Raw genomic sequence first — 19,711 nt, forward strand, 5'->3', positions numbered from 1 at the left:
AATGCCGTCAGTCTGGATCTGACCAGCCCCCTCTGAAAGTCCGCGCATGGCCGATTTCCTGCTGATCCACGGGTCTTGCCACGGTGCCTGGTGCTGGCGCGACGTGCTGCCGCTGCTGGCCGCCGCAGGTCACACCGCCCGCGCCATCGACCTGCCCGCGCATGGTGACGACCGCACGCCGGTGGCCGGGGCCACGCTTGACAGCTACGCCGCGGCGATTTTGGCGGCCATTGCCAATCCGGTGATCCTCGTCGGCCATTCGATGGCGGGCTTTCCGATCTCGGCCGCAGCCGAGGCGGCGCCCGAGCGCATCGCCAAGCTGGTCCATGTCTGCGCCTACGCCCCGGTCAGCGGCCTGTCGCTGGCGCAGATGCGCCGGGCCGGGCCGCGCCAGCCGCTGGCCGATGCCTTCCATGTCAGCCCCGACCGGCAGAGCTTCGGCTTCGACCCGGCATTGGTCAACGACCGCTTCTACCACGACTGCCCGCCCGAGGCGCAAGCTTACGCCGCGGCCAACCTCTGCCCCGAGCCGATCCTGCCGCAGGAAACCGCCATCCACCTGACGGGGCGCCATGCTTCTGTCGAAAAGCACTACATCCGCTGCACCGAAGACCGGGCCATCCCGCCCGAATACCAGGCCAACATGACCGCAGCCTGGCCCGCCGACCGCATCTCCACCCTGCCCACCTCGCATTCGCCGTTCTTCGCCGCCCCCGACGCCCTCGCCCGCCGCCTGATCCGGATTGCCGAAGCATGAAACAGCGCCTTGCCCTGACCTTCATCCTGCTGACCGTGACGCTTGACGCCATCGGCATCGGCCTGATCTTCCCGGTGATGCCCGACCTGCTGGCCGAGCTGACCAGCGGGTCGCTGTCGGAGACGGCGGTGTGGGGCGGCATCCTTGCGACCTCGTTCGCGGTGATGCAGTTCCTGTTCGGCCCGATGATGGGGTCGCTGTCGGACCGCTTCGGCCGCCGCCCGGTGCTGCTGATCTCGCTGGCGGTGATGGCGGTGGATTATCTGGTGCTGGCGTTTGCGTCGTCGATCTGGCTGCTGCTGGCGGCGCGGATCGTGGCGGGCATCGCCGCCGCCACCTTTTCCACCGCCGCCGCCTTCATCGCAGACATCACCCCGGCCGAGGATCGCGGCCGCCGCTTCGGGCTGATCGGCGCGGGCTTCGGGGTGGGCTTCGTGCTGGGGCCGCTGATCGGCGGGGTGCTGGCGGGTTACGACGTGCGCGCGCCGTTCGTCGCCGCCGCCGCCCTTGCCGCCGCCAACCTTGCCTTCGGCGCGCTGGTGCTGCCCGAAACCGTGACCGACGCCACCCGCCGCTGCTTCGACCTCCGCCGCGCCAACCCGCTGGGGGCACTGCGCGCCGTCGGGCGCCTTCCGGGCCTGCGCCGCCCGCTGATGGTGTTCCTGATGCTGTCGATCGCGATGAACGTCTATCCGGCGATCTGGGCCTTCTACGGCAAAGCCAATTTCGCCTGGGACAGCCGGATGATCGGCATCTCGCTGGCGCTTTACGGCGTCAGCTTCGCGGTGGGCCAGGCAGTGCTGGTCGGCCCGCTGATCCGACGGCTGGGCGAACACCGCGCCGTGCTGTTCGGCATGTGGGTCGATGTCGTCAGCCTCGCGGCCCTTGGCGTCATCACCTCGGGCACGGCGGCCCTGATCATCACGCCGATCACCGCGCTCAGCGGCGTGGTGACGCCCGCACTTCAGGCCATCCTGTCGCGCAACACGCCCGAGAATGCGCAGGGCGAGTTGCAGGGTGTGCTGGCCAGCCTCGGCGCCATCGCAATGATCGCGGCGCCGATCGTGATGACCACGATCTTCAGCCTGTTCACCGCCCCCTCCACCCCGGTCTACGCCCCCGGCGCGCCCTTCCTGCTGGCGGCGGCGCTGGTGGTCGCTGCCATCCTTCTGCATGTCGCAGGCCCGCGCGCAAAGGCCCCCGTCCCGCCGCTAGCCTGACCCCCATCTTCTTCTGTTTTCAAGTATCCCACGGGGGTCCGGGGGTGTGAAACCCCCGGTGCCGGCCCCAAGGGCAAGCCCATCAGGAAAGCCCGACACATGCGCCTGACAGACCTCGAGATCTTCACCGTCGCCCCCCCGGCCCCCGGCTGGGGCGGGCGCTACTGGACATTCGTCAAGCTCACTACCGCCTGCGGCATCAGCGGCTATGGCGAATGCTACGCCTCGACGGTCGGGCCCAAGGCGATGAACGCGGTGATCGAGGACGTGTTCGGGCGCCACATGCAGGGCACCAGCCCCGAGGACATCGAGCTGATGTTCCGCCGCGCCTATTCCGCGGGCTTCACCCAGCGCCCCGACCCGACGGTGATGGGCGCCTTTTCCGGGCTGGAGATCGCCTGCTGGGACATTCTGGGCAAGGCGCGCAACCGGCCGGTCTGGGCGCTGCTGGGCGGCCGGATGAACGACCGCATCCGCAGCTACACCTACCTTTACCCCGAGCCGGGCAAGGAAAGCGCCGAATTCTGGCTGTCGCCCGACATGGCGGCCGAGGCGGCGCTGCGCTTTGTCGATATGGGCTTCACGGCGGTGAAGTTCGACCCGGCCGGCCCCTACACCATCCGCGGCGGCCATGATCCGGCGATGTCCGACATCAGCCGTTCGGTCGCGTTCTGCGCCGCGATCCGCGCGGCGGTGGGCGACCGGGCCGACCTCTTGTTCGGCACCCACGGCCAGTTCAACACCGCGGGCGCGATCCGGCTGGGGCAGGCGCTGGAGCCCTACGGGCCGCTCTGGTACGAAGAACCGATCCCGCCCGACAACCTGCACGAGTTTGCCGAGGTGGCGCGGCATGTCCGCATTCCGCTGGCCACCGGCGAGCGGATGACGACCAAGGCCGAGTTCGGCGCGCTGTTGCGGCTGGGCGGGGTGAAGATTCTGCAACCGGCGCTGGGGCGGGTCGGTGGCATCTGGGAGGCGAAGAAGATCGCGGCCATTGCCGAGGTGTTCAACGCCACGCTCGCGCCACACCTGTATGCCGGGCCGGTGGAATGGGCGGCGAACATCCATCTGGCGACCTCGATTCCCAACCTGCTGATGGCCGAAACCATCGAGACCGGCGGCGCCTTCCACCAGACGCTGATCAAGCAAAGCATCCGCTGGGAAGACGGCTACATCCTGCCGCCCGAAGGCCCCGGCCTTGGCATCGACTTCGACGAGGACGTTGCGCGCGCGCACCCCTATACCGGCACCCGGCTGCATCTGGAAATGCAGGAAGCCCCCTGCGACCATCGCCACGGCAACCGCTTCGAGGGCGGCGCGCCGAGCAGCATCCTCTAGCGCGTCAGGTCTGGTCGGGCAGCGGGATCACGTCGACCGACTGCCGGCTGGTGTGCGAGCCGGTGGTGCGCAGCGCGCCCTTGACCGGGGCGACATCGCTGTAGTCGCGCCCCAGCGCCACCACCACATGATCCTGCCCCACGGCCATCGCGTTGGTCGGGTCGAACTCGACCCAGCCCATCTGCGGGCCGCACCATGCCTGCACCCAGGCGTGCATCGCGTCCGCGCCTTCCAGCCGCTCCTTTCCGGGGGGCGGCACGGTGCGCAGAAAGCCGCTGACATAGCCCGCCGGAATGCCGAGGCCGCGCAGGCAGGCGATCATCACATGGCTGAAGTCCTGGCAGACGCCACGGCGCTTGCGGAAGGCTTCGGCGGTTTCGGTGTCCACGTCGGTGGCCTTGGAGTCGAAGGTCATGTCACGGTGCAGCGCCATGCCCACGGCCTGCACCGCCTGCCAGACCGAACCCGCCCCCGGCACCGCCTCCCGGGCGTAGGCCGTGGTTTCGGCCATCGCGCGCACCCGGTCCGAGGGGCCGAGGAAGTGGTGCGGCGCCTCGGCACCGATCGACAGCACCCCCGCCACCGCCCGGGCCACCCCCGAAAGCGGCGGCGACAGGTCGGGGCCCGGCACCACACCGAGGCGGCGCACCCGGGCGCGCAGGCGGAAGGTCACCTTCTTCAGCGGCCGGTCATAGGCCACCACGGTCAGCGGATTGCCGAAGAAGTCGCGCACGTCCTGCCGGTAGTCGGGGTCGGGGTCGATGGTCACCAGACCCGACACCAGATCCTGCCGCCCGGTCACGGTCTGCGGCATCAGCCGCAGCAGGTGGCGGCTGGAATTCGCCGTGCTGCGGTAGGCGTAACTGAAACCAAGGGAAACATCATAAAGCATCGCCTACCCCAGATATGTGTGGGTCAAGGATTCCGACAGGCCGGCCAGCGCGTCGCGCATCGCCCGCAATTGCCGGGCGTCAAGGGTTTCCGGCGTGCTGACCGCAAGGCCGGTGTGGATCGTCAGAACCGCGCGCCCCAGATCGGACATCTTGCCCGAGACGCCGACCAGCGGCAGCATTGAGACCTGATTGCGGATCTCCTCCATCTGGAAAAGGATGGAGCGGGGGTTCTGCGGGTCAAGGGCCAGCAGGTCGATCACCGTGTTGCGGCTGGTATCGACGCTGAACTGGCGCTTGTGGGCCATGCGGCTGTCTCCGACCTCGACCGCGATGTCGAAGCTGCCCTCGGGGGCGGCGTCCTCGGCGAAATGGGCCAGAACGGCGCACATCCGGCTGGCCCGCTCCAGCGCGCGGCCAAGGCTGAGGAAACGCCAGCCGGCGAAGCGGTACATGTTCTCATGCACGAGGCCGGTGAACCCGGCCGTCTTGCGCAGCAGCACGCTCATCGCGCGGGCGGCATCGTCGCCGGGCACGGCGGTAGAGGCCATGCGGCGCGCGGTGCTTGCCAGATCGCGCAGCGCCAGCAGGCCGTCGATCGAGAACCGGTCGCGGACCTTGCCCGCGCAGGTGTTCGCGGCGTCGATCACCCACAGCAGTTCGGGCGGCACGGCGGCGGTTTCGGGGTCGATGCCGAAACGGTCCAGATGCGCCGCGATGTGGAGGGGCAGCGGCAGGTCCGTGTCGCCCGCCTCCGCCAGCCGCAGGTGATAGGCGCGCAGGTCGCGCAGCGTGCCCTCGGCCCGTTCGACATAGCGGCCCATCCAGAACAGGTTGTCGGCGGCACGCGACGGCAGCACGCCCGGACGCTTGCGCTCGAACGGGGCGCCGGGCGCGGCGCCCAGCGTTTCGGGCGCAACCGGCTGGTCGCCCACCACCCAGACATCGGCCACCGTGCCGCCCGCCTGCATCGCCAGCGCGGTGGCATCGTTTGACCGCCCGATGCGGGCATAGCCGCCGGGCATCACCACCCAGCCCTGCGCGGTGCGCGCGGCGAAGACCCGCACCGTCATCGGGCGCGGCAGCAGGCGGCCATCGACCATCGCGGGCGTGGTGGACAGGGTCACCGCCTCTTGCCCGACAAGGTTCGGGCCTTCGGCGGCCAGCAGTTCCGCGACCGAGGCATGGTCGGTGCCCATCATGGTGCCCGCCAGCGCCGCCCCGTCCTCGACCTGGAACGGCAGGCGCATCGACAGGGCGGGCCCGATCAGCATCCGCCCGGCATTGGCGGTCACATGCGCCAGTTCGCGGGGCTGGCCGCACCACCAGGTCGCGATATTGGGCATCAGCAGCGGCGCGCCGGTCAGCACCCGGCAGATCCGCGGCAGGAAGGCCAGGAAGGCCCGGGTTTCCAGCACGCCCGACCCCAGCGCATTCGCCATGGTCAGCCCGCCCGCCCGCAGCGCCGACACCATGCCCGGCGTGCCCAGCGCCGAGCTTTCCATCAGTTCCAGCGGGTCGGCCCAGGCGGCATCGAGCCTGCGCCACAGCACGCCCACCGGCTCTGGCCCGGTGATGGTGCGGACCATCACCTGCCCGTCCTGCACCCGCAGATCCTCGGATTCCAGCAGCATGAAGCCAAGGTAGCGTGCGATGTAGGCGTGTTCGTAATAGGTGTCGGTGTGCGGCCCCGGCGTCAGGATGCCGACGCGGGCATCGGGGCTGCCGCGCAGGTCGTTCAGCGCCTCGCGGAAGGCGCGGAAGAACCCGGCCAGCCGCTTCACATTGGCCAGCGGGTAAAGGTCGGCCAGCACGCGCGATGTCGCCACCCGGTTTTCCAGCGCGAAGCCTGCACCCGAGGGCACCTGCGTGCGGTCGCCCAGCACGAACCACGACCCGTCGGGCGACCGGCCGATCTCGAAAGCGAGGAAATGCAGGAAGTGCCCCGAGCGGGGCTGAACGCCCACCAGCGGGCGCAGCCATTCGGGGTTGCCCGCCACCAGTTGCGGCGGCAGAAGCCCGTCGCTGACCAGCCTGCCGGGGCCGTAAAGGTCGGCCATCACCCGTTCCAGCAGGTCGGCGCGTTGCACGATGGCGGCCTCGACCCCCGCCCATTCGCGCTCGTGGATCAGCACCGGCACATGGCTGAGCGGCCAGTCGCGTTCGGTCGAGCCGAGGCCGGTCTGCTGGCGGAAGAACACGCCGGTGTCGCGCAGATACTGGTCGCCGCGGGCGAAGTGCCGGGCGGTATCGGCCCGTGACAGGCGCGACAGGTGGTCGATCAGCGGCGCCCAGCCGGGGCGCAGCGTGCCCGTGGGGGTCATCAGCTCATCGGCCACTCCCGGCGCGGGGTGGTAATCGGCCAGCAGATCCTGGCCGCGCCGGCTGGGGCGTGCGCGACCGGTCACGGATCAGAGCCCTGCCCGGCGGCGCAGATCAAGCGTCATCGGAAACTCGGGGTGCGGCGTCTCGGGCGGCAGGGGGTAGCTGCCCGCGGTGTGGCCCATCGGCTCGAACCGGGCCAGGCGGCGCGCCTCGGCCTCGTTGCCGTTGACGGGGAAGGTATCGTAGCTGCGCCCGCCGGGGTGGGCGACGTGATAGGTGCAGCCGCCCAGCGCCCGGCCGGTCCAGGTGTCGTAGATGTCGAAGGTCAGCGGCGCGTTGACCGGCAGCACCGGATGCAGCGCGTTGGCGGGTTGCCACGCCTTGAAGCGCACGCCGCCCACCGCGACGCCGTTGGTTGCGGTCTGCACCAGCGGCACGGGGCGGCGGTTGCAGGCCACGGCATAGCGGCCCGGCGTGGCCGAGGTCAGCCTGACCTGCATCCGTTCCACCGAGCTGTCGGTATAGCGCACCGTGCCGCCGATCGCGCCGGTTTCGCCCAGCACATGCCACGGCTCCAGTGCCTGTTTCAGCTCCAGTTCCACGCCTTCGTAAGTCACCGCGCCGCAGAACGGGAAGCGGAACTCGGCCTGCGCCTCGAACCACTCCGGGCGCAGGGTGAAGCCATGGTCGGAAAGGTCGCGCAGCACGTCGAGGAAATCGGCCCAGACATGATGCGGCAGCATGAAGCGGTCGTGCAGCGTGGTGCCCCAGCGCGTCAGCGGCCCCTGCGCCGGTTCCGCCCAGAAACGGGCGATCAGCGCGCGGATTAGCAGTTGCTGGGCAAGCGACATCCGGGCATCGGGCGGCATCTCGAAGCCGCGGAATTCCACCAGCCCCAGCCGACCCGTCGGGCCATCGGGGGAAAACAGCTTGTCGATGCAGATCTCGGCCCGGTGGGTGTTGCCGGTGACATCGGTCATGATGTTGCGCAAGAGCCGGTCCACCAGCCACGGCGTCGGCGCGCCCATGCCGGGGTGCGGAATCTGGTCGAGCGCCATTTCAAGCTCGTAAAGCGCGTCGTGCCGCGCCTCGTCGATCCGCGGGGCCTGGCTGGTCGGGCCGATGAACAGGCCCGAGAACAGGTAGGACAGCGACGGGTGGCGGTTCCAGTGCAGGATCAGGCTGCGCAACAGGTCGGGGCGGCGCAGGAAGGGGCTGTCGTTCGGGGTGTTGCCGCCGACCACCACATGGTTGCCGCCGCCGGTGCCCGCGTGCTTGCCGTCGATCATGAACTTGTCGGCGCCGAGCCGGGTCTGGCGCGCTTCTTCATAGACGGCCGTGGTGATCGCCACGCAGTCGCCCCAGTTGTGCGCCGGATGCACGTTGACCTCGATCACCCCCGGATCGGGGGCGACGCGGATCACGTTCAGGCGCGGGTCGTGCGGCGGGGCGTAGCCTTCGATATGGACCTTGAGGCCCAGCCGCTTGGCCGAAGCCTCGGCCGCGCGCAGAAGGTCGAGGTAATCCTCGATCGACACCACCGGCGGCATGAAGACGCACAGCCGCCCGTCGCGCGGTTCCACCGAAAGTGCGGTGCGGATGTGGCCGTCCACCTCGGCCAGCGGCGAGCCCTGCGCGATCATCGCGCCCTGTTCGGTGGCTGCCACGAAGCTGGCCCGCGCCTGCGCCTTGGGTTCGGGGTCGATGGGCACCACGTCGGGCAGCGGGCCGCGCGGCACGGTCGGGTCGGTCGGGTTGATGTAGGGGTATTGCGAGGCGGGCACCCAGGGCAGCGATTCCAGCGGCAGGCGGTAGCCCACCGGGCTGTCGCCGGGCACAAGGAACATGTGGCCGCGCCGCAGCCGCCACTTCTCGGTGCGCCAGCGCCGCCCTGTGGCCTGCGCCTGCCAGCTTTGCACCGGCAGGATGAAGCCCGAAGGCTCGGTCAGGCCTCGGTTGAAGACGGTGGCGAGACGGTGGCGTTCCTCGGGGTCTTTCAGTTTCGAATTGGCGGGGGTGACGTTTTCGGGCAGGTTCGCCTCTTTCACCAGCCATTCGGCGGGGTCTTCATAGGCGGGCAGGATGCAGTCTTCCTCAAGCTGCAATTCGGCGGCGATCTCGCGCAGCAATTCCTGCGCATCGTCCTTGGTCACGCCGGTGTCGGCCCCTTCCTCGGCAATGAGGTCGGGTTCGGCCCAGATCGGCTGGCCGTCGGCGCGCCAGTAAAGGCTGAAGGTCCAGCGCGGCAGGGTTTCGCCGGGATACCACTTGCCTTGCCCGTAATGCAGGAAGCCGCCCGGCGCGAAGCGCGACCGCAGGCGGCGGATCAGCCTGTCGGCCAGCACGCGCTTGGTGGGGCCGACGGCCTCGGTGTTCCACTCCTCGGCCTCGAAATCGTCGATGGAAACGAAGGTCGGCTCGCCGCCCATGGTCAGGCGCACGTCGCCCGCCGCCAATGCGGCATCGACCTTGTGGCCCAGCGCGTCCAGCGCCTGCCAGCTTTCGTCGGAAAACGGCTTGGTGATGCGCGGATGCTCCTGCGTGCGCCGCACCTGCATGTCGAAGCGGAAATCGACCTCGGCAAAGCTTGCCATGCCGGCAATCGGGGCGGCGTTGCGGTAGTGGGGCGTGGCGGCCAGCGGGATGTGGCTTTCGCCCGCCAGGAGGCCGCTGGTCGGGTCGAGCCCGATCCAGCCCGCGCCGGGCAGGTAAACCTCGACCCAGGCGTGCAAGTCGGTGAAATCGACCGCGGTGCCCGAGGGGCCGTCAAGCGCCTTGAGGTCGGGTTTCAGCTGGATCAGGTAACCCGACACGAAGCGCGCGGCAAAGCCCAGATGGCGCAGCACCTGCACCAGCAGCCAGCTTGAATCGCGGCACGACCCGGTGCCGCGCGTCAGGGTTTCGGCCGGGGTCTGCACGCCGGGTTCCAGCCGGATCACGTAGCCGACATGGTTGGCGACATGGGCGTTCAGCGCCACGAGGAAGTTGACGCTGCCCGGAATGCCACGCGGCAGGGTTTCCATGAAGACGCGCAGGTCGGGGCTGTCATCCTCGGGGGTGCGGTAGATCACCAGATCGTCGTGCAGATCCTCGGGGTAGGCGAAGGGATATTGCTCGGCCGAGGCATCGACGAAGAAGTCGAACGGGTTGTAGACGGTCATGTCGGCAACCAGATCGACCTCGATGCGGAACTCGCGCACCGGCTCGGGAAAGACAAAGCGCGACAGCCAGTTGCCGTAGGGATCCTGCTGGTGGTTGACGAAGTGTCCGCCCGGGCTGACCTTCAGCGAATGCGAGATCACGCGGGTGCGGCTGTGCGGCGCGGGGCGCAGCCGGATGATCTGGGGGCCCAGGATCACGGGGCGGTCGTAGATGTAATGCGTCAAATGGTGAATGCTCGCCGTGATCGACATGTACCGCCCCTTTATTGCGTGCCGAAAAGGTTTCACGGAAAAAGCGGCAGCACCAGCGGTTTCTGGCCGCAGGCGGCGCGAGGCGGCCCGCCCCGGCATCTGCGGGGCGGGCCTGCCCGATTGGCGTGCGCCGGGGAAAGCCGGTTCGCGTTCAGCCTGCGGCGGGGGGGGCGGTTCACACCATCGGCGGGACGGCAGGGCTGCGGTTGCCGCGCGCGGGCTGCAGGGTGCCGATGCCCGCCGTGGGCCCGTCGGCTGCGCCGCAGCGGCCCCGCGACCCGGGCGCTGCCGGGCCATGCCTGCCGGTTCCGGGCCGCTTCGGAAGCGGGCCGCTGCCGTTGCGACCCGCCGTCCCGACGCTGCGCGCGCAGATTGCGGTCAGGCCGGCGGGGGTTTCAGGAGTTTCCGGCAGAGGGTCTTTGCGAAACCCGGCATACCGCACGAAGCTTTCCCCCGTTGTGAGAGGAAACTCCACCACGCCGTCGCCGTTCCAGAACGTGTCGAAGTCGGGCATCGCCATGCCGCGCGCCGTGGCCTGGCGCAGGGCGTCGCCGTAGAACCGGGCGATCCAGTCCATTTCGCTGAGGCCCTGGGTGAATTCGGCGCCCCTGCCCAGACGGCCGGCGATGGCCGCGAAGATGTCGTAGTCGGACCGGCTTTCGAACAGCGGGGCGATGACCTGCTTCATGGCGAGGATGGCGCGGCCGGAAGCATCGCCCACCGATTCGATGTCGTTGCGTTCATAGCTGGTGGCGGCGGGCAGCACGATGTCGGCATGGCGCGCCGCCGCCGTCCATTGCGAATCCTGCACGATGAGGGTGTCGGGCCTCTTCCACGCCTCGACCATGCGGGTGCGGTCCTGATGGTGGCCGAAGGGGTTGCCGCCCGCCCAGTATGCCAGCCTGATGTCGGGAAAGGTGGCCCTCGTGCCGTTGTGGTCGAACTCGGCGCCGGGGTTCAGCAGCATGTCGATCACCGGCGCCACGGCCACCGCCACCGGCCAGGCGGTCGGCTGTTCGACCTCTGGCGTGCCCGTCACATGCGGCATCGCCTGCGCCGCCCCGGTGGAATGGTCGCCGGCCGGACCGGCGAAGCCGCCCTTGAGGTTCATCATCCGCCGCAGCAGGCTTTGGCAATTGTGCAGCCGCCCGACGGTCTTCCAGCCGCAAGACCCGGCAAAGGTCGCGGCGGGGCCGTGGGTCTGCTCGACCCGGCGCAGTTCGGCCGCCACCAGGTCGAGCGCCTCGTCCCAGGTCACCCGGACGAAATCGCCGGTGCCGCGGGTTTCGGGCGCGGTGCCGGGGCCGCCTGCGGCCCAGGCCCGGCGGACCATCGGGTATCGGATACGGGCCGGCGAAAAGACCGAATCGAGCAGCCCTTCGAGGTGCGCGCCGGGGGCGGTGTCCTTTTCCCACGGGGTGACCGAGACGAAGCGCCCGCCCATGACCGTGGCGCGGAACGCCCCCCAGTGGCTGCCGGTCAGCACCTGCCCGTCGGGCCGGCCCTGCGCCCGCGCGCCCGTGGTCGGCAGGCCGGTGCCGACCATGCCGATCGCCCCCAGTGCGGCGGTGTAGTTCAGGAAGGCGCGCCGCGACAGTTCGGCCCTGAAGACATCTGTCCTGATGGCGGTCATGGCGCGGCCCTCACCGGGTCAACATATCGAACAGTCGGACCGGGCCGCCTCGGCCTCCAGTTCCAGCAGGGTGACAAGCATCAGCGCCGCCCCCGCGTAGAAATCGGTCAGGTCGCGCGCCACGCACAGGCGGCAGAAGCCGGGCACCCAGGCGTTCAGCCGCTGCGCGAAGGCCGTGCGCGCCGGGTCTTCGGCCGCCACCAGATCGGCCAGCAGCGTCAGCTGGATCGACAGGTGGTCGGCCGGTTCGGTCAGGCTGCGCGCCACCGTCAGCCCGCGCGAGGCCAGAAGCGCCTCCATCTCGGCCACCGGCGACTGGCATGGCCGGGCGTCGCCGCGATGGGCGGATTCATACGGGGCCACGGTGCGCGGCCCTGCCACCCCGGCAAACAGCCGCGCATGGGCCATGCCAAGCCGCGCCGCCAGGTCGCCGTCTTCCAGCGGCAGTTCGATCTCGCCCCAAAGCTGCATCACGCCCACTTCCAGCGGCTCGATCTGCGCCAGCGTTTCAAGCCAGTCGGCCCCCGGCCCGCGCCGGTAGGCGGCGATGGCCTCGGCACCCGGCGGCGCGGCAAAGACATCGGCCAGCCAGAGGTAGACCCAGGCCTGCTGCTCGGAACGTGAGGACGCAACCACCGGCGAAGGCAGGTTGACCAGATCGAAGGCCGGGGTTGGGCAAGCGTCGTTCATTGCGCGGCTCCTGTGTCTTGCGCGTGCAGCTGCACGTATTTCTGCAGAAATCTGTATTCGTCGTGATCCGGCGCCACGAAGCGCCGTGCTGTATTCCCCGGGGACGGTGCTGCGCTTCTCGTGGCACGAGATGCGGAGTTCCATGCTGTCGGCGGCTTCCATTGCCAAGTCCAACCCGCCCATGCCGAACCCGCCGCGGCCGATCCCGCCCGCAACCGCCCCCGGCAAGACCCGCCAGCCCGTGCGGCCGGGCTGCCGGTGTCATGGTCGTCTTGATGCGCAAGCCTGGGCATTGCCGATCCCTGTTTCGCGGCGGACACTGGCCTGCCCGCGTGAACAGGATTGCGTCAGGACGTGAACACGATGTAGAAACTTGTGAATGATTGTAAACGGGGCCGCCGTGGCATCCGCCTGCGATCGGCGGCGCCCGGGGGCAGGCCATGACGACCGAGCCGTATCATATTCTGGTCGTCGACGATGATCCGGTCGGGCGCAAGACGCTGGCCACCTATCTGCGCCACGAGAACCACCGCGTGTCAGAGGCCCGCAACGGCGAGGCCATGCGCCGCGTCTTCGCGCAGGGCGACGTGGCGGTGGTGATGCTCGACATCAACCTGCCGGGCGAGGACGGGCTGACGCTGCTGCGCGAATTGCGCCGCCAGTCGGAGGTGGGCATCATCATGGTCACCGGCCGGTCGGATGCGGTGGACCGCATCGTGGCGCTGGAACTGGGGGCGGATGACTATGTCACCAAGCCCTACAACATGCGCGAGCTGCTGCCGCGCACCAGCAACCTGGCGCGCCGGGTGTCTGCCGTGCTGCGCCAGCAGGTGCAGGACGGCGGCCTGCGCCGGTTCGACGGCTGGACTCTGGACCCCGCGCATTTCACCCTGACATCACCCGAGGAGGCCGAGGTGCGCCTGACCCGCGCCGAGTTCGAGCTGCTGGCAGCCCTGGCGGCGAACCCCGGCAAGGTGCTGACCCGGGACGCCCTGCTGGGCCATATCGCCCACCGCGACCACGACCCCTGCGACCGGACGGTCGATGTGCTGATCGGCCGCCTGCGCCGCAAGATCGAAAAGGCCCCGGCCACGCCGCGCCTGATCATCACGGTGCACGGGCTTGGCTACATGTTCGCGGGCTGAATGTCCGCAGGCTGGCCCGCCACGATGTCGGCCCATGTCAGGTCAAGCAGAACGGCCGAGCGGCGCAGCGCGGTCGCAAGGTCACCGACCTGCGCCGCGAACCCCGCCCCGCCGGTGCCGTTGCGGGCCGCGGCCTCGACCACCGCGGCGCGTTGCGACAGCAGCATCAGCCCGACCTGCAGCGACGCCCCCTTCAGGCGGTGCGCAAGCTCGGCAATCTCGGCGCGCGCCTGGCTGGCGGCCAGCCGGTCCAGATCGTCGGGCAGGGTGGCGGTGCTGTCCTGGAAGGCCGCGACGATCTGCGCCGCGTGATCGGTGCCCAGCGCCGCGACATGGGTCAGCAGCACGTCGCGGGCAATCTCGCCGCCGGCCTGCGCGGGCGGCCCCGGCAGGGCGGGCGGGCTGCCGGGATGGGGCGAGGATACGCCCAGCACCCGGCGCAGCACCTGTTCCAGCCGGTCGGCACGGAACGGCTTGCCCAGGAAATCATCCATCCCCGCCGCGAGGCAACCCTCGATCTCGGCCGATTGCGCATGGGCCGACAGCGCCACCACCGGCACCCTGCCGCCCTGATCGGCCGCCAGCGCGCGTATGCGGCGGGCGGTTTCAAGCCCGTCCATGTCGGGCAGGCGCAGGTCGAGCAGCACGAGGTCATGCACCCCGGTCGCCACCTCGGCCAGCGCGGCGCTGCCGGTGCCGACCACCAGCGGGCTGTGCCCCATCCGCTCCAGCAGGCCGCGCGCCACCAGCGCATTGACCGCGTTGTCCTCGACCACCAGGATGTTCAGCGCCCGGACGGGAAGGCCCGGCGCGGCGGGTGCGGGCGCGGTCCGCACCACCCCGTCAACCGGCTGGCAGGGCAGCGACAGGGTGAAGCGGCTGCCTGCGCCCAGCCGGCTTTCCACCGCAAGGCTGCCGCCCAACCGGTCGGCCAGCCGCCGGCAGATCGCAAGGCCCAGACCGCTGCCGCCGAAGCGGCGCGACACCGAACTGTCGCCCTGGGTGAAGGCCTCGAACACCGCCTCCAGCCGCTCGGGGGCGATGCCGATCCCGGTATCGGCCACCACGAAGCGGATGCTGACCGGCTGGCCGGGGGTGGAAACCGTGTCGATCGTCAGCCAGACGGTGCCTTCCTCGGTGAACTTGACCGCGTTGCCGACCAGGTTGAGCAGGATCTGGCGCAGCTTGCCCGGATCGCCGATCATCGGCGGCAGGTCGGGCCGTTCCAGCACCAGCCGCAGGTCGGGGTTCTGCGCCGCGATGGGTTGCATCAGGTCGAACACGTCCTCCACCACCGCGGCCACCGAGAACGGCACCGATTCAACGTCGATCCGGCCCGCCTCCATGCGCGAGAAGTCGAGGATGTCGGTGACCACCGCCGCCAGCGCCTCGCCGCAGCGCGCGATGGCGGCAGCGTAGCCCTGCAGGTCGGGCGTGACGCCCGACTGGTTCATCAGGTCGGCCAGCCCGATGATGCCGTGGATCGGGGTGCGGATCTCGTGCCCCATGGTGGCGAGGAAGGTCGATTTCGCCCGGCTCGACGCCTCGGCCGCCTCTTTGGCGCGGCGGTATTCGGTGACATCGGTCAGGATCATCACCGACCCCAGGAACCGCTCGCTGATGTCAAGCATCCGCTGGGTCTTGATGCCGAACCAGCGCGGCCCCAGCAGGGTGTCAAGCTGGCGCTCGCCGGGCGCCTCGGCATGGGCGGCAAGGTCGCTGGCGGCGGCGGCGCCCAGCAGCCCCGCCAGCGTCGGATGCGTGGCGCCGTAATAGGTCGCCCCCGGCACCGGATCGGGGATGAACAACCGCGCCGCCGCGTGGTTCATGTTCTCGACCACGCCTGCCTCGGTCAGCAGGATCACCGGGTCGGACAGGCTTTCGAAGATCGTCAGATACTTGTTCTTCTCGGTCATCAGGCGCTGGTTCTGGGCGGCCAGTTCGCCCGCCTGCCCGTCGGGCGACCAGGAAATCCATTCGTCGCAGATCCCGACCTCGATCCGGTCGAAGAAGGTGTGGATCATCGCGGGAAAGCTGGCCCGCTCCTCCTCGGAAAGGTTGGCGGCTTCGGCTACCAGATCGAGATAGGTCTGCCGGTAGCCCTTCATCTGCCCCAGGAACAATCCCAGCGTGATACCGCGCGACTGGTGGCGGCGCGCGATTTCCATGCCGTAGGCGATGATCGGGTCGCGCGAATGGTCGGCCTCGGCGGCGGTGGCCAGCAGCACCCCGCCACCCTCTATCGCGCCCAGCAGCGGTTCCGAAATGCCGCAGATCGCCGCCGCCCACGCCTGTTCCAGCGTCGAGGTCAGCGGCAGGTAGCCGCGTTCCTTGGCGTGGTGGATGATGCGGGCCGTCAGCCAGCCTGCATTGCGTTCGACCAGATCATGCAGCCGTTCAATCATCGTCGCCCCCTGCCCGGCCTGCCGGATGCCGCGCCGCTGCGGGCGGGCCCGGCGGGCGGGCGCTGCCGCCGGTCGGACCCATCGCGCAGTATGCGACCTTTGCGCGCAAGGCAAAGCGCGAACTGCCACCTGCGGCAGAAAGTCCCTGCCGGAAGGCCGGTCTGGCGGCCTTTCAAATGTCATATCCGTTTGACACCTGAGAGGATTGCGGAAATCCTGATTGCCTTGAACCCCGCCCCTTGACCGGAAAGCCGACCGAAATGATCTATCAGGCGCTGACCCCGGATTCGCTGGCTGGCCGGCTCGGCCCGGTGGCGGCGCTGGCGGAACGGCTTGGCGACCCGGCGGGGTGGCGGGCCTGCGAGGTCGGTGACGGCAACCTGAACCTGGTGTTCCGGCTGACGGGGCCGCGGGGCAGCCTGATCGTCAAGCAGGCGCTGCCCTATGTGCGGCTGGTTGGCGAAAGCTGGCCGCTGCCGCTGACCCGCAGCTTCTTCGAGTATCACGCGCTTATCCGCCAGCAGGCGCGCGACCCGGGGTCGGTGCCGCAGGTGCACCACTTCGACGCGGAACAGGCGATCGTGGTGATGGAGGACCTGACGCCGCACGTCATCCTGCGCCAGAGCCTGATGGCGGGCACGCGCCACGACGGGCTGGGGCAGCGGCTGGGCAGCTTTTGCGCGCGCACGCTGTTTCGCGGCTCTGACCTTTCGATGGCGGCGATGGACCGCAAGGCCGACCTTGCGCTGTTCGCGGGCAACGGCGCGCTGTGCGACATCACCGAGAACCTCGTGTTCACCGACCCGTATTTCGACGCAGCCCTGAACCGATTCACGCCCGCGCTGGCGCCGCTGGTGGCGGACCTGCGCGGCGACGTGGCGCTGAAGCGCGCGGTGATGCGGTTGAAGACCGCCTTTGCCACCCGTGCCGAAACCCTGCTGCACGGCGACCTGCACAGCGGGTCGGTGATGGTCGCAGGGGCCGATGCGAAGGTGATCGACCCCGAATTCGCCACCTACGGCCCGATGGGCTTCGATGTCGGGATGCTGATCGCCAATTTCCTGATGGCCCATGCCGCCCAGCCCGGCCATGCCGAAACCCCCGGCGCGCGGGCCGGCTATCAGGGGTGGATCCTGTCGGTGGTGCGCGAGATCTGGACCAGCTTTGCCGCCGAATTTGCCCGCCTGTGGCGCAGCGAACGGCGCGGGATGCTGTATCCCGCCACCCTGTTCGAGGATCAGGGGCAGGCCGACGGCGCCGAACAGGCGCTGCTGGAGGTGCTGGCCGGCATCTGGCGCGACACGCTGGGCTTTGCCGGGGTCGAGATTCACCGCCGCACCCTGGGCCTCGCCCATATCGCGGAATACGAGCGCATAGCCGACGAGAAGACCCGCGCCGCCTGCGAGGCGCGCGGCCTGCGGCTGGGGCGCGCGCTGATCATGGGGCAGGACAGCATCGCGGGCATCGACGCCCTGCTGGCCCTGGCCCGCCATTTCACCCCCGAGGACGCAGCATGAAGATCGATGGCAAACCCTACCGCTCCATCTGGCACGAACCGACCGGCGAGGTCCGCATCATCGACCAGCGCTGGCTGCCGCACGAGTTGCGCATCGTGACGCTGGCGACGCGGCAGGATTTCGCGGTGGCGATCCGCGACATGTGGGTGCGCGGCGCACCGCTGATCGGGGCGACCGCCGCCTATGGCGTGGCGGTGCAGATGGCCGCCGATCCGTCGGACGCGTCGCTGCGCGAAACCTGGGACGTGCTGCACGAAACCCGCCCCACCGCGATCAACCTGCGCTGGGCGCTGGACGAGATGACCCGCGTGCTGGCCCCCCTGCCCCCGGCCGAGCGTGCCGCCGCCGCCTGGGCGCGGGCCTGCGCCATCGCGGACGAGGATGTCGAGATCAACCGGCGCATCGGCGAACACGGGCTGGCGGTGATACGCGCGATCTCCGAGGCCAAGGGCGGCGCGCCGGTCAACATCCTGACCCATTGCAACGCGGGCTGGCCCGCCACGGTGGACTGGGGCACCGCAACGTCACCGATCTATCACGCGGTCGAGGCGGGCATCGCGGTGCATGTCTTTGTCGATGAGACCCGGCCGCGCAACCAGGGCGCGCACCTGACGGCGTGGGAGCTGAACGCGCACGGCGTGCCGCATCACCTGATCGTGGACAATGCTGGCGGCCACCTGATGCAGCATGGCGAGGTTGACATGGTGATCGTCGGCACCGACCGCACCACCGCCAACGGCGACGTGTGCAACAAGATCGGCACCTACCTGAAGGCGCTGGCAGCCCGTGCCAACGGCGTGCCGTTCTACGTCGCCCTGCCCTCGCCCACCATCGACTGGCGGGTGAAGGACGGGGTGCGCGAGATCCCGATCGAGGAGCGCAGCGCCGCCGAGGTGACCCATGTGCAGGGCCGCGATGCCGGCGGCGCGGTGATCTCGGTGCAGATTTCCCCCGACGGCACCGGCGCGCGCAACCCGGCGTTCGACGTGACGCCGGCGCATCTGGTCACCGGGCTGATCACCGAACGCGGGATTTCGGCCGCGACGCCCGAGGCGCTGGCCGCGATGTTCCCCGACCTCGCCGCGCGCTGATCGGTCAGGCGTCCAGCAGCGCCTCGGCCACCGTCAGGCCGGTGACCAGATGGGTCACATATCCGCCCCTTATCGCCGCAAGGCTGGCCGCGACCTTGTCGTGGCCGGGGGTGACCATCAGGCCCATCTCGAGGCCGGTCAGCCGGTCCAGCGTCACGCCGATCATCCGCTGTTCCATCGTCCCTTCGACCGCGCGGCCGGCGGCGTCGATGAAGCGCCCGCACAGCACCCCCACCGCGCCGCGTTCGACATGCCAGGCCAGATCCTCGCGCGAGGCGAGGCCGCTCGACACGATATGGCTGTTCTCGGCACAGGTGCCGACCGAGAACAGGAACTTGTTCACCCTGCCCAGCCGGTCAAGCTGCGCCTTCAGGATCGGCTCGGCGCGCAGGTCGCGCGCCAGCGTCGCCCGGCTGACCACGGCCGGCGCGTGCAGGTTCAGGCAGCGCGCCCCCAGCCGCTGCGCCAGAAGGGTGGAACAGGCTTCGGCGGTAAAGCCGTAGGGCGTGGCCATCGACCCCACCATCTGCATCACCGTCAGGTCTTCGATCCGGCGCGGTTCGACCGCCTCGACCATCTCGTAGACCGCGCGGCCCCAGGCCACGCCCAGCCGGTCGCCGGGGGCCAGCAGGTCGGGCAGCCATTCGGCGGCGCCGCGCACGATGCGGGCAAATGCCGCATCCTCGTCGGCGCCTTCGTCGGGCACCACATAGGCCGCCCGGAGCCCGAACCGCGCGTAAAGCGCCACCGCCAGCCGGTGCGTGGTGAAGGCGGGGGCGGCAAGCGTGATGCTGATCAGGCCCGACTGCCGCGCCTCCTGCAGGTGGTTGACCACCGTGGCGCGCGAAATATCCAGCCGTTCCGCGATGTCCTTCTGGTTCATGCCTTCGTGGTAATACATCCAGGCAACCTCGATCACGACGTTTTCACCGCTGATCTGGCCCGCCATGCGCCGCTTCACTGTGCCCATCGTGCCTCCACTCGTCTGCGGCATCACCCTTTGCCACACTCGCCTGCCTGTTGTCGCAACCCCGGTGCCGGTCACCTTCCGGATTTCCCCGCGCGGGAAGGGATGCTTTCCCGAACGCAAATCCCCAACGCACATCAATGACCGTGGCGTCGGGTTTGCCCCTATGGCAATACAGCGCAGCCCCCCAGGGGACGGCGTCGCGGCGGCCCTGTGATCACGGACACTTGCGACTTCCATGCCGGGGCGATGATGCCCCTTGGCAAAGACCGCCCCGCACCCCCATGTCGGACAAAGGGCGCCAGGGGCCCGCCCGAGGA

At 69.7% G+C, this 19,711-nt stretch carries 13 protein-coding genes; 6 read left to right on the top strand and 7 right to left on the bottom strand.

The window, feature by feature from the left end; all coding sequences use genetic code 11:
• The first annotated feature begins 46 nt into the window (after positions 1-46).
• The 3 genes from RNZ50_17645 (at position 47) to RNZ50_17655 (ending at position 3,315) form a co-directional block, all read left to right on the top strand.
• Positions 47-757, top strand: coding sequence for an alpha/beta fold hydrolase (locus RNZ50_17645; protein MDT8856820.1), 711 nt, complete (start codon positions 47-49; stop codon positions 755-757).
• Positions 754-1,977, top strand: coding sequence for a TCR/Tet family MFS transporter (locus tag RNZ50_17650; GenBank protein ID MDT8856821.1), 1,224 nt, complete (start codon positions 754-756; stop codon positions 1,975-1,977). The genes RNZ50_17645 and RNZ50_17650 overlap by 4 nt, the downstream gene beginning before the upstream one ends.
• Positions 1,978-2,076: 99 nt before the next feature.
• Complete coding sequence (locus tag RNZ50_17655; GenBank protein MDT8856822.1) at positions 2,077-3,315, top strand: mandelate racemase/muconate lactonizing enzyme family protein; 1,239 nt, start codon at positions 2,077-2,079, stop codon at positions 3,313-3,315.
• 4 nt (positions 3,316-3,319) lie between these two features.
• Here RNZ50_17655 and RNZ50_17660 read toward each other — a convergent pair whose 3' ends face one another.
• From RNZ50_17660 to RNZ50_17680, 5 genes are all read right to left on the bottom strand, one after another.
• A complete protein-coding gene (locus RNZ50_17660) occupies positions 3,320-4,207 on the bottom strand; it encodes a transglutaminase family protein (protein ID MDT8856823.1) in 888 nt (295 codons plus the stop codon).
• Between the two features lie 3 nt (positions 4,208-4,210).
• Positions 4,211-6,613 carry a circularly permuted type 2 ATP-grasp protein gene (locus RNZ50_17665; GenBank protein ID MDT8856824.1) on the bottom strand — a complete coding sequence of 801 codons (2,403 nt, stop codon included), beginning with the start codon at positions 6,611-6,613 and terminating at the stop codon, positions 4,211-4,213.
• A 3-nt stretch (positions 6,614-6,616) separates the two neighbouring features.
• Positions 6,617-9,943, bottom strand: a complete 3,327-nt coding sequence (locus tag RNZ50_17670; protein MDT8856825.1) for a transglutaminase family protein — start codon at positions 9,941-9,943, stop codon at positions 6,617-6,619.
• A gap of 175 nt (positions 9,944-10,118) precedes the next feature.
• Entirely contained in the window at positions 10,119-11,576 is a 1,458-nt protein-coding gene (locus RNZ50_17675) for a molybdopterin-dependent oxidoreductase (protein ID MDT8856826.1), read from the bottom strand.
• A gap of 18 nt (positions 11,577-11,594) precedes the next feature.
• Positions 11,595-12,266 (bottom strand): molecular chaperone TorD family protein, encoded by a 672-nt coding sequence (locus RNZ50_17680; GenBank protein ID MDT8856827.1) that lies wholly within the window; start codon positions 12,264-12,266, stop codon positions 11,595-11,597.
• A gap of 440 nt (positions 12,267-12,706) precedes the next feature.
• Here RNZ50_17680 and RNZ50_17685 point away from each other — a divergent pair, with 440 nt between their 5' ends.
• The gene (locus RNZ50_17685) at positions 12,707-13,411 is read left to right on the top strand and encodes a response regulator (GenBank protein MDT8856828.1); all 705 of its coding nucleotides are present in this window, start codon (positions 12,707-12,709) and stop codon (positions 13,409-13,411) included.
• On the opposite strand, the gene RNZ50_17690 is transcribed toward RNZ50_17685, so the two are convergent.
• A complete protein-coding gene (locus RNZ50_17690) occupies positions 13,393-15,816 on the bottom strand; it encodes an ATP-binding protein (GenBank protein MDT8856829.1) in 2,424 nt (807 codons plus the stop codon). The genes RNZ50_17685 and RNZ50_17690 overlap by 19 nt on opposite strands.
• A gap of 260 nt (positions 15,817-16,076) precedes the next feature.
• Here RNZ50_17690 and mtnK point away from each other — a divergent pair, with 260 nt between their 5' ends.
• Together mtnK and mtnA are read left to right on the top strand one after the other, a co-directional pair.
• Positions 16,077-17,333, top strand: a complete 1,257-nt coding sequence (mtnK, locus tag RNZ50_17695) for an S-methyl-5-thioribose kinase (GenBank protein ID MDT8856830.1) — start codon at positions 16,077-16,079, stop codon at positions 17,331-17,333.
• Positions 17,330-18,424 (top strand): S-methyl-5-thioribose-1-phosphate isomerase, encoded by a 1,095-nt coding sequence (gene mtnA / locus RNZ50_17700; GenBank protein ID MDT8856831.1) that lies wholly within the window; start codon positions 17,330-17,332, stop codon positions 18,422-18,424. Before mtnK ends, mtnA begins: the two co-directional genes overlap by 4 nt.
• A 4-nt stretch (positions 18,425-18,428) precedes the next feature.
• Here mtnA and RNZ50_17705 read toward each other — a convergent pair whose 3' ends face one another.
• Positions 18,429-19,394 carry a sugar-binding transcriptional regulator gene (locus RNZ50_17705; protein ID MDT8856832.1) on the bottom strand — a complete coding sequence of 322 codons (966 nt, stop codon included), beginning with the start codon at positions 19,392-19,394 and terminating at the stop codon, positions 18,429-18,431.
• Positions 19,395-19,711 lie beyond the last annotated feature (317 nt).

This window comes from Paracoccaceae bacterium Fryx2 (assembly GCA_032334235.1).
Lineage (GTDB): Bacteria > Pseudomonadota > Alphaproteobacteria > Rhodobacterales > Rhodobacteraceae > JAVSGI01.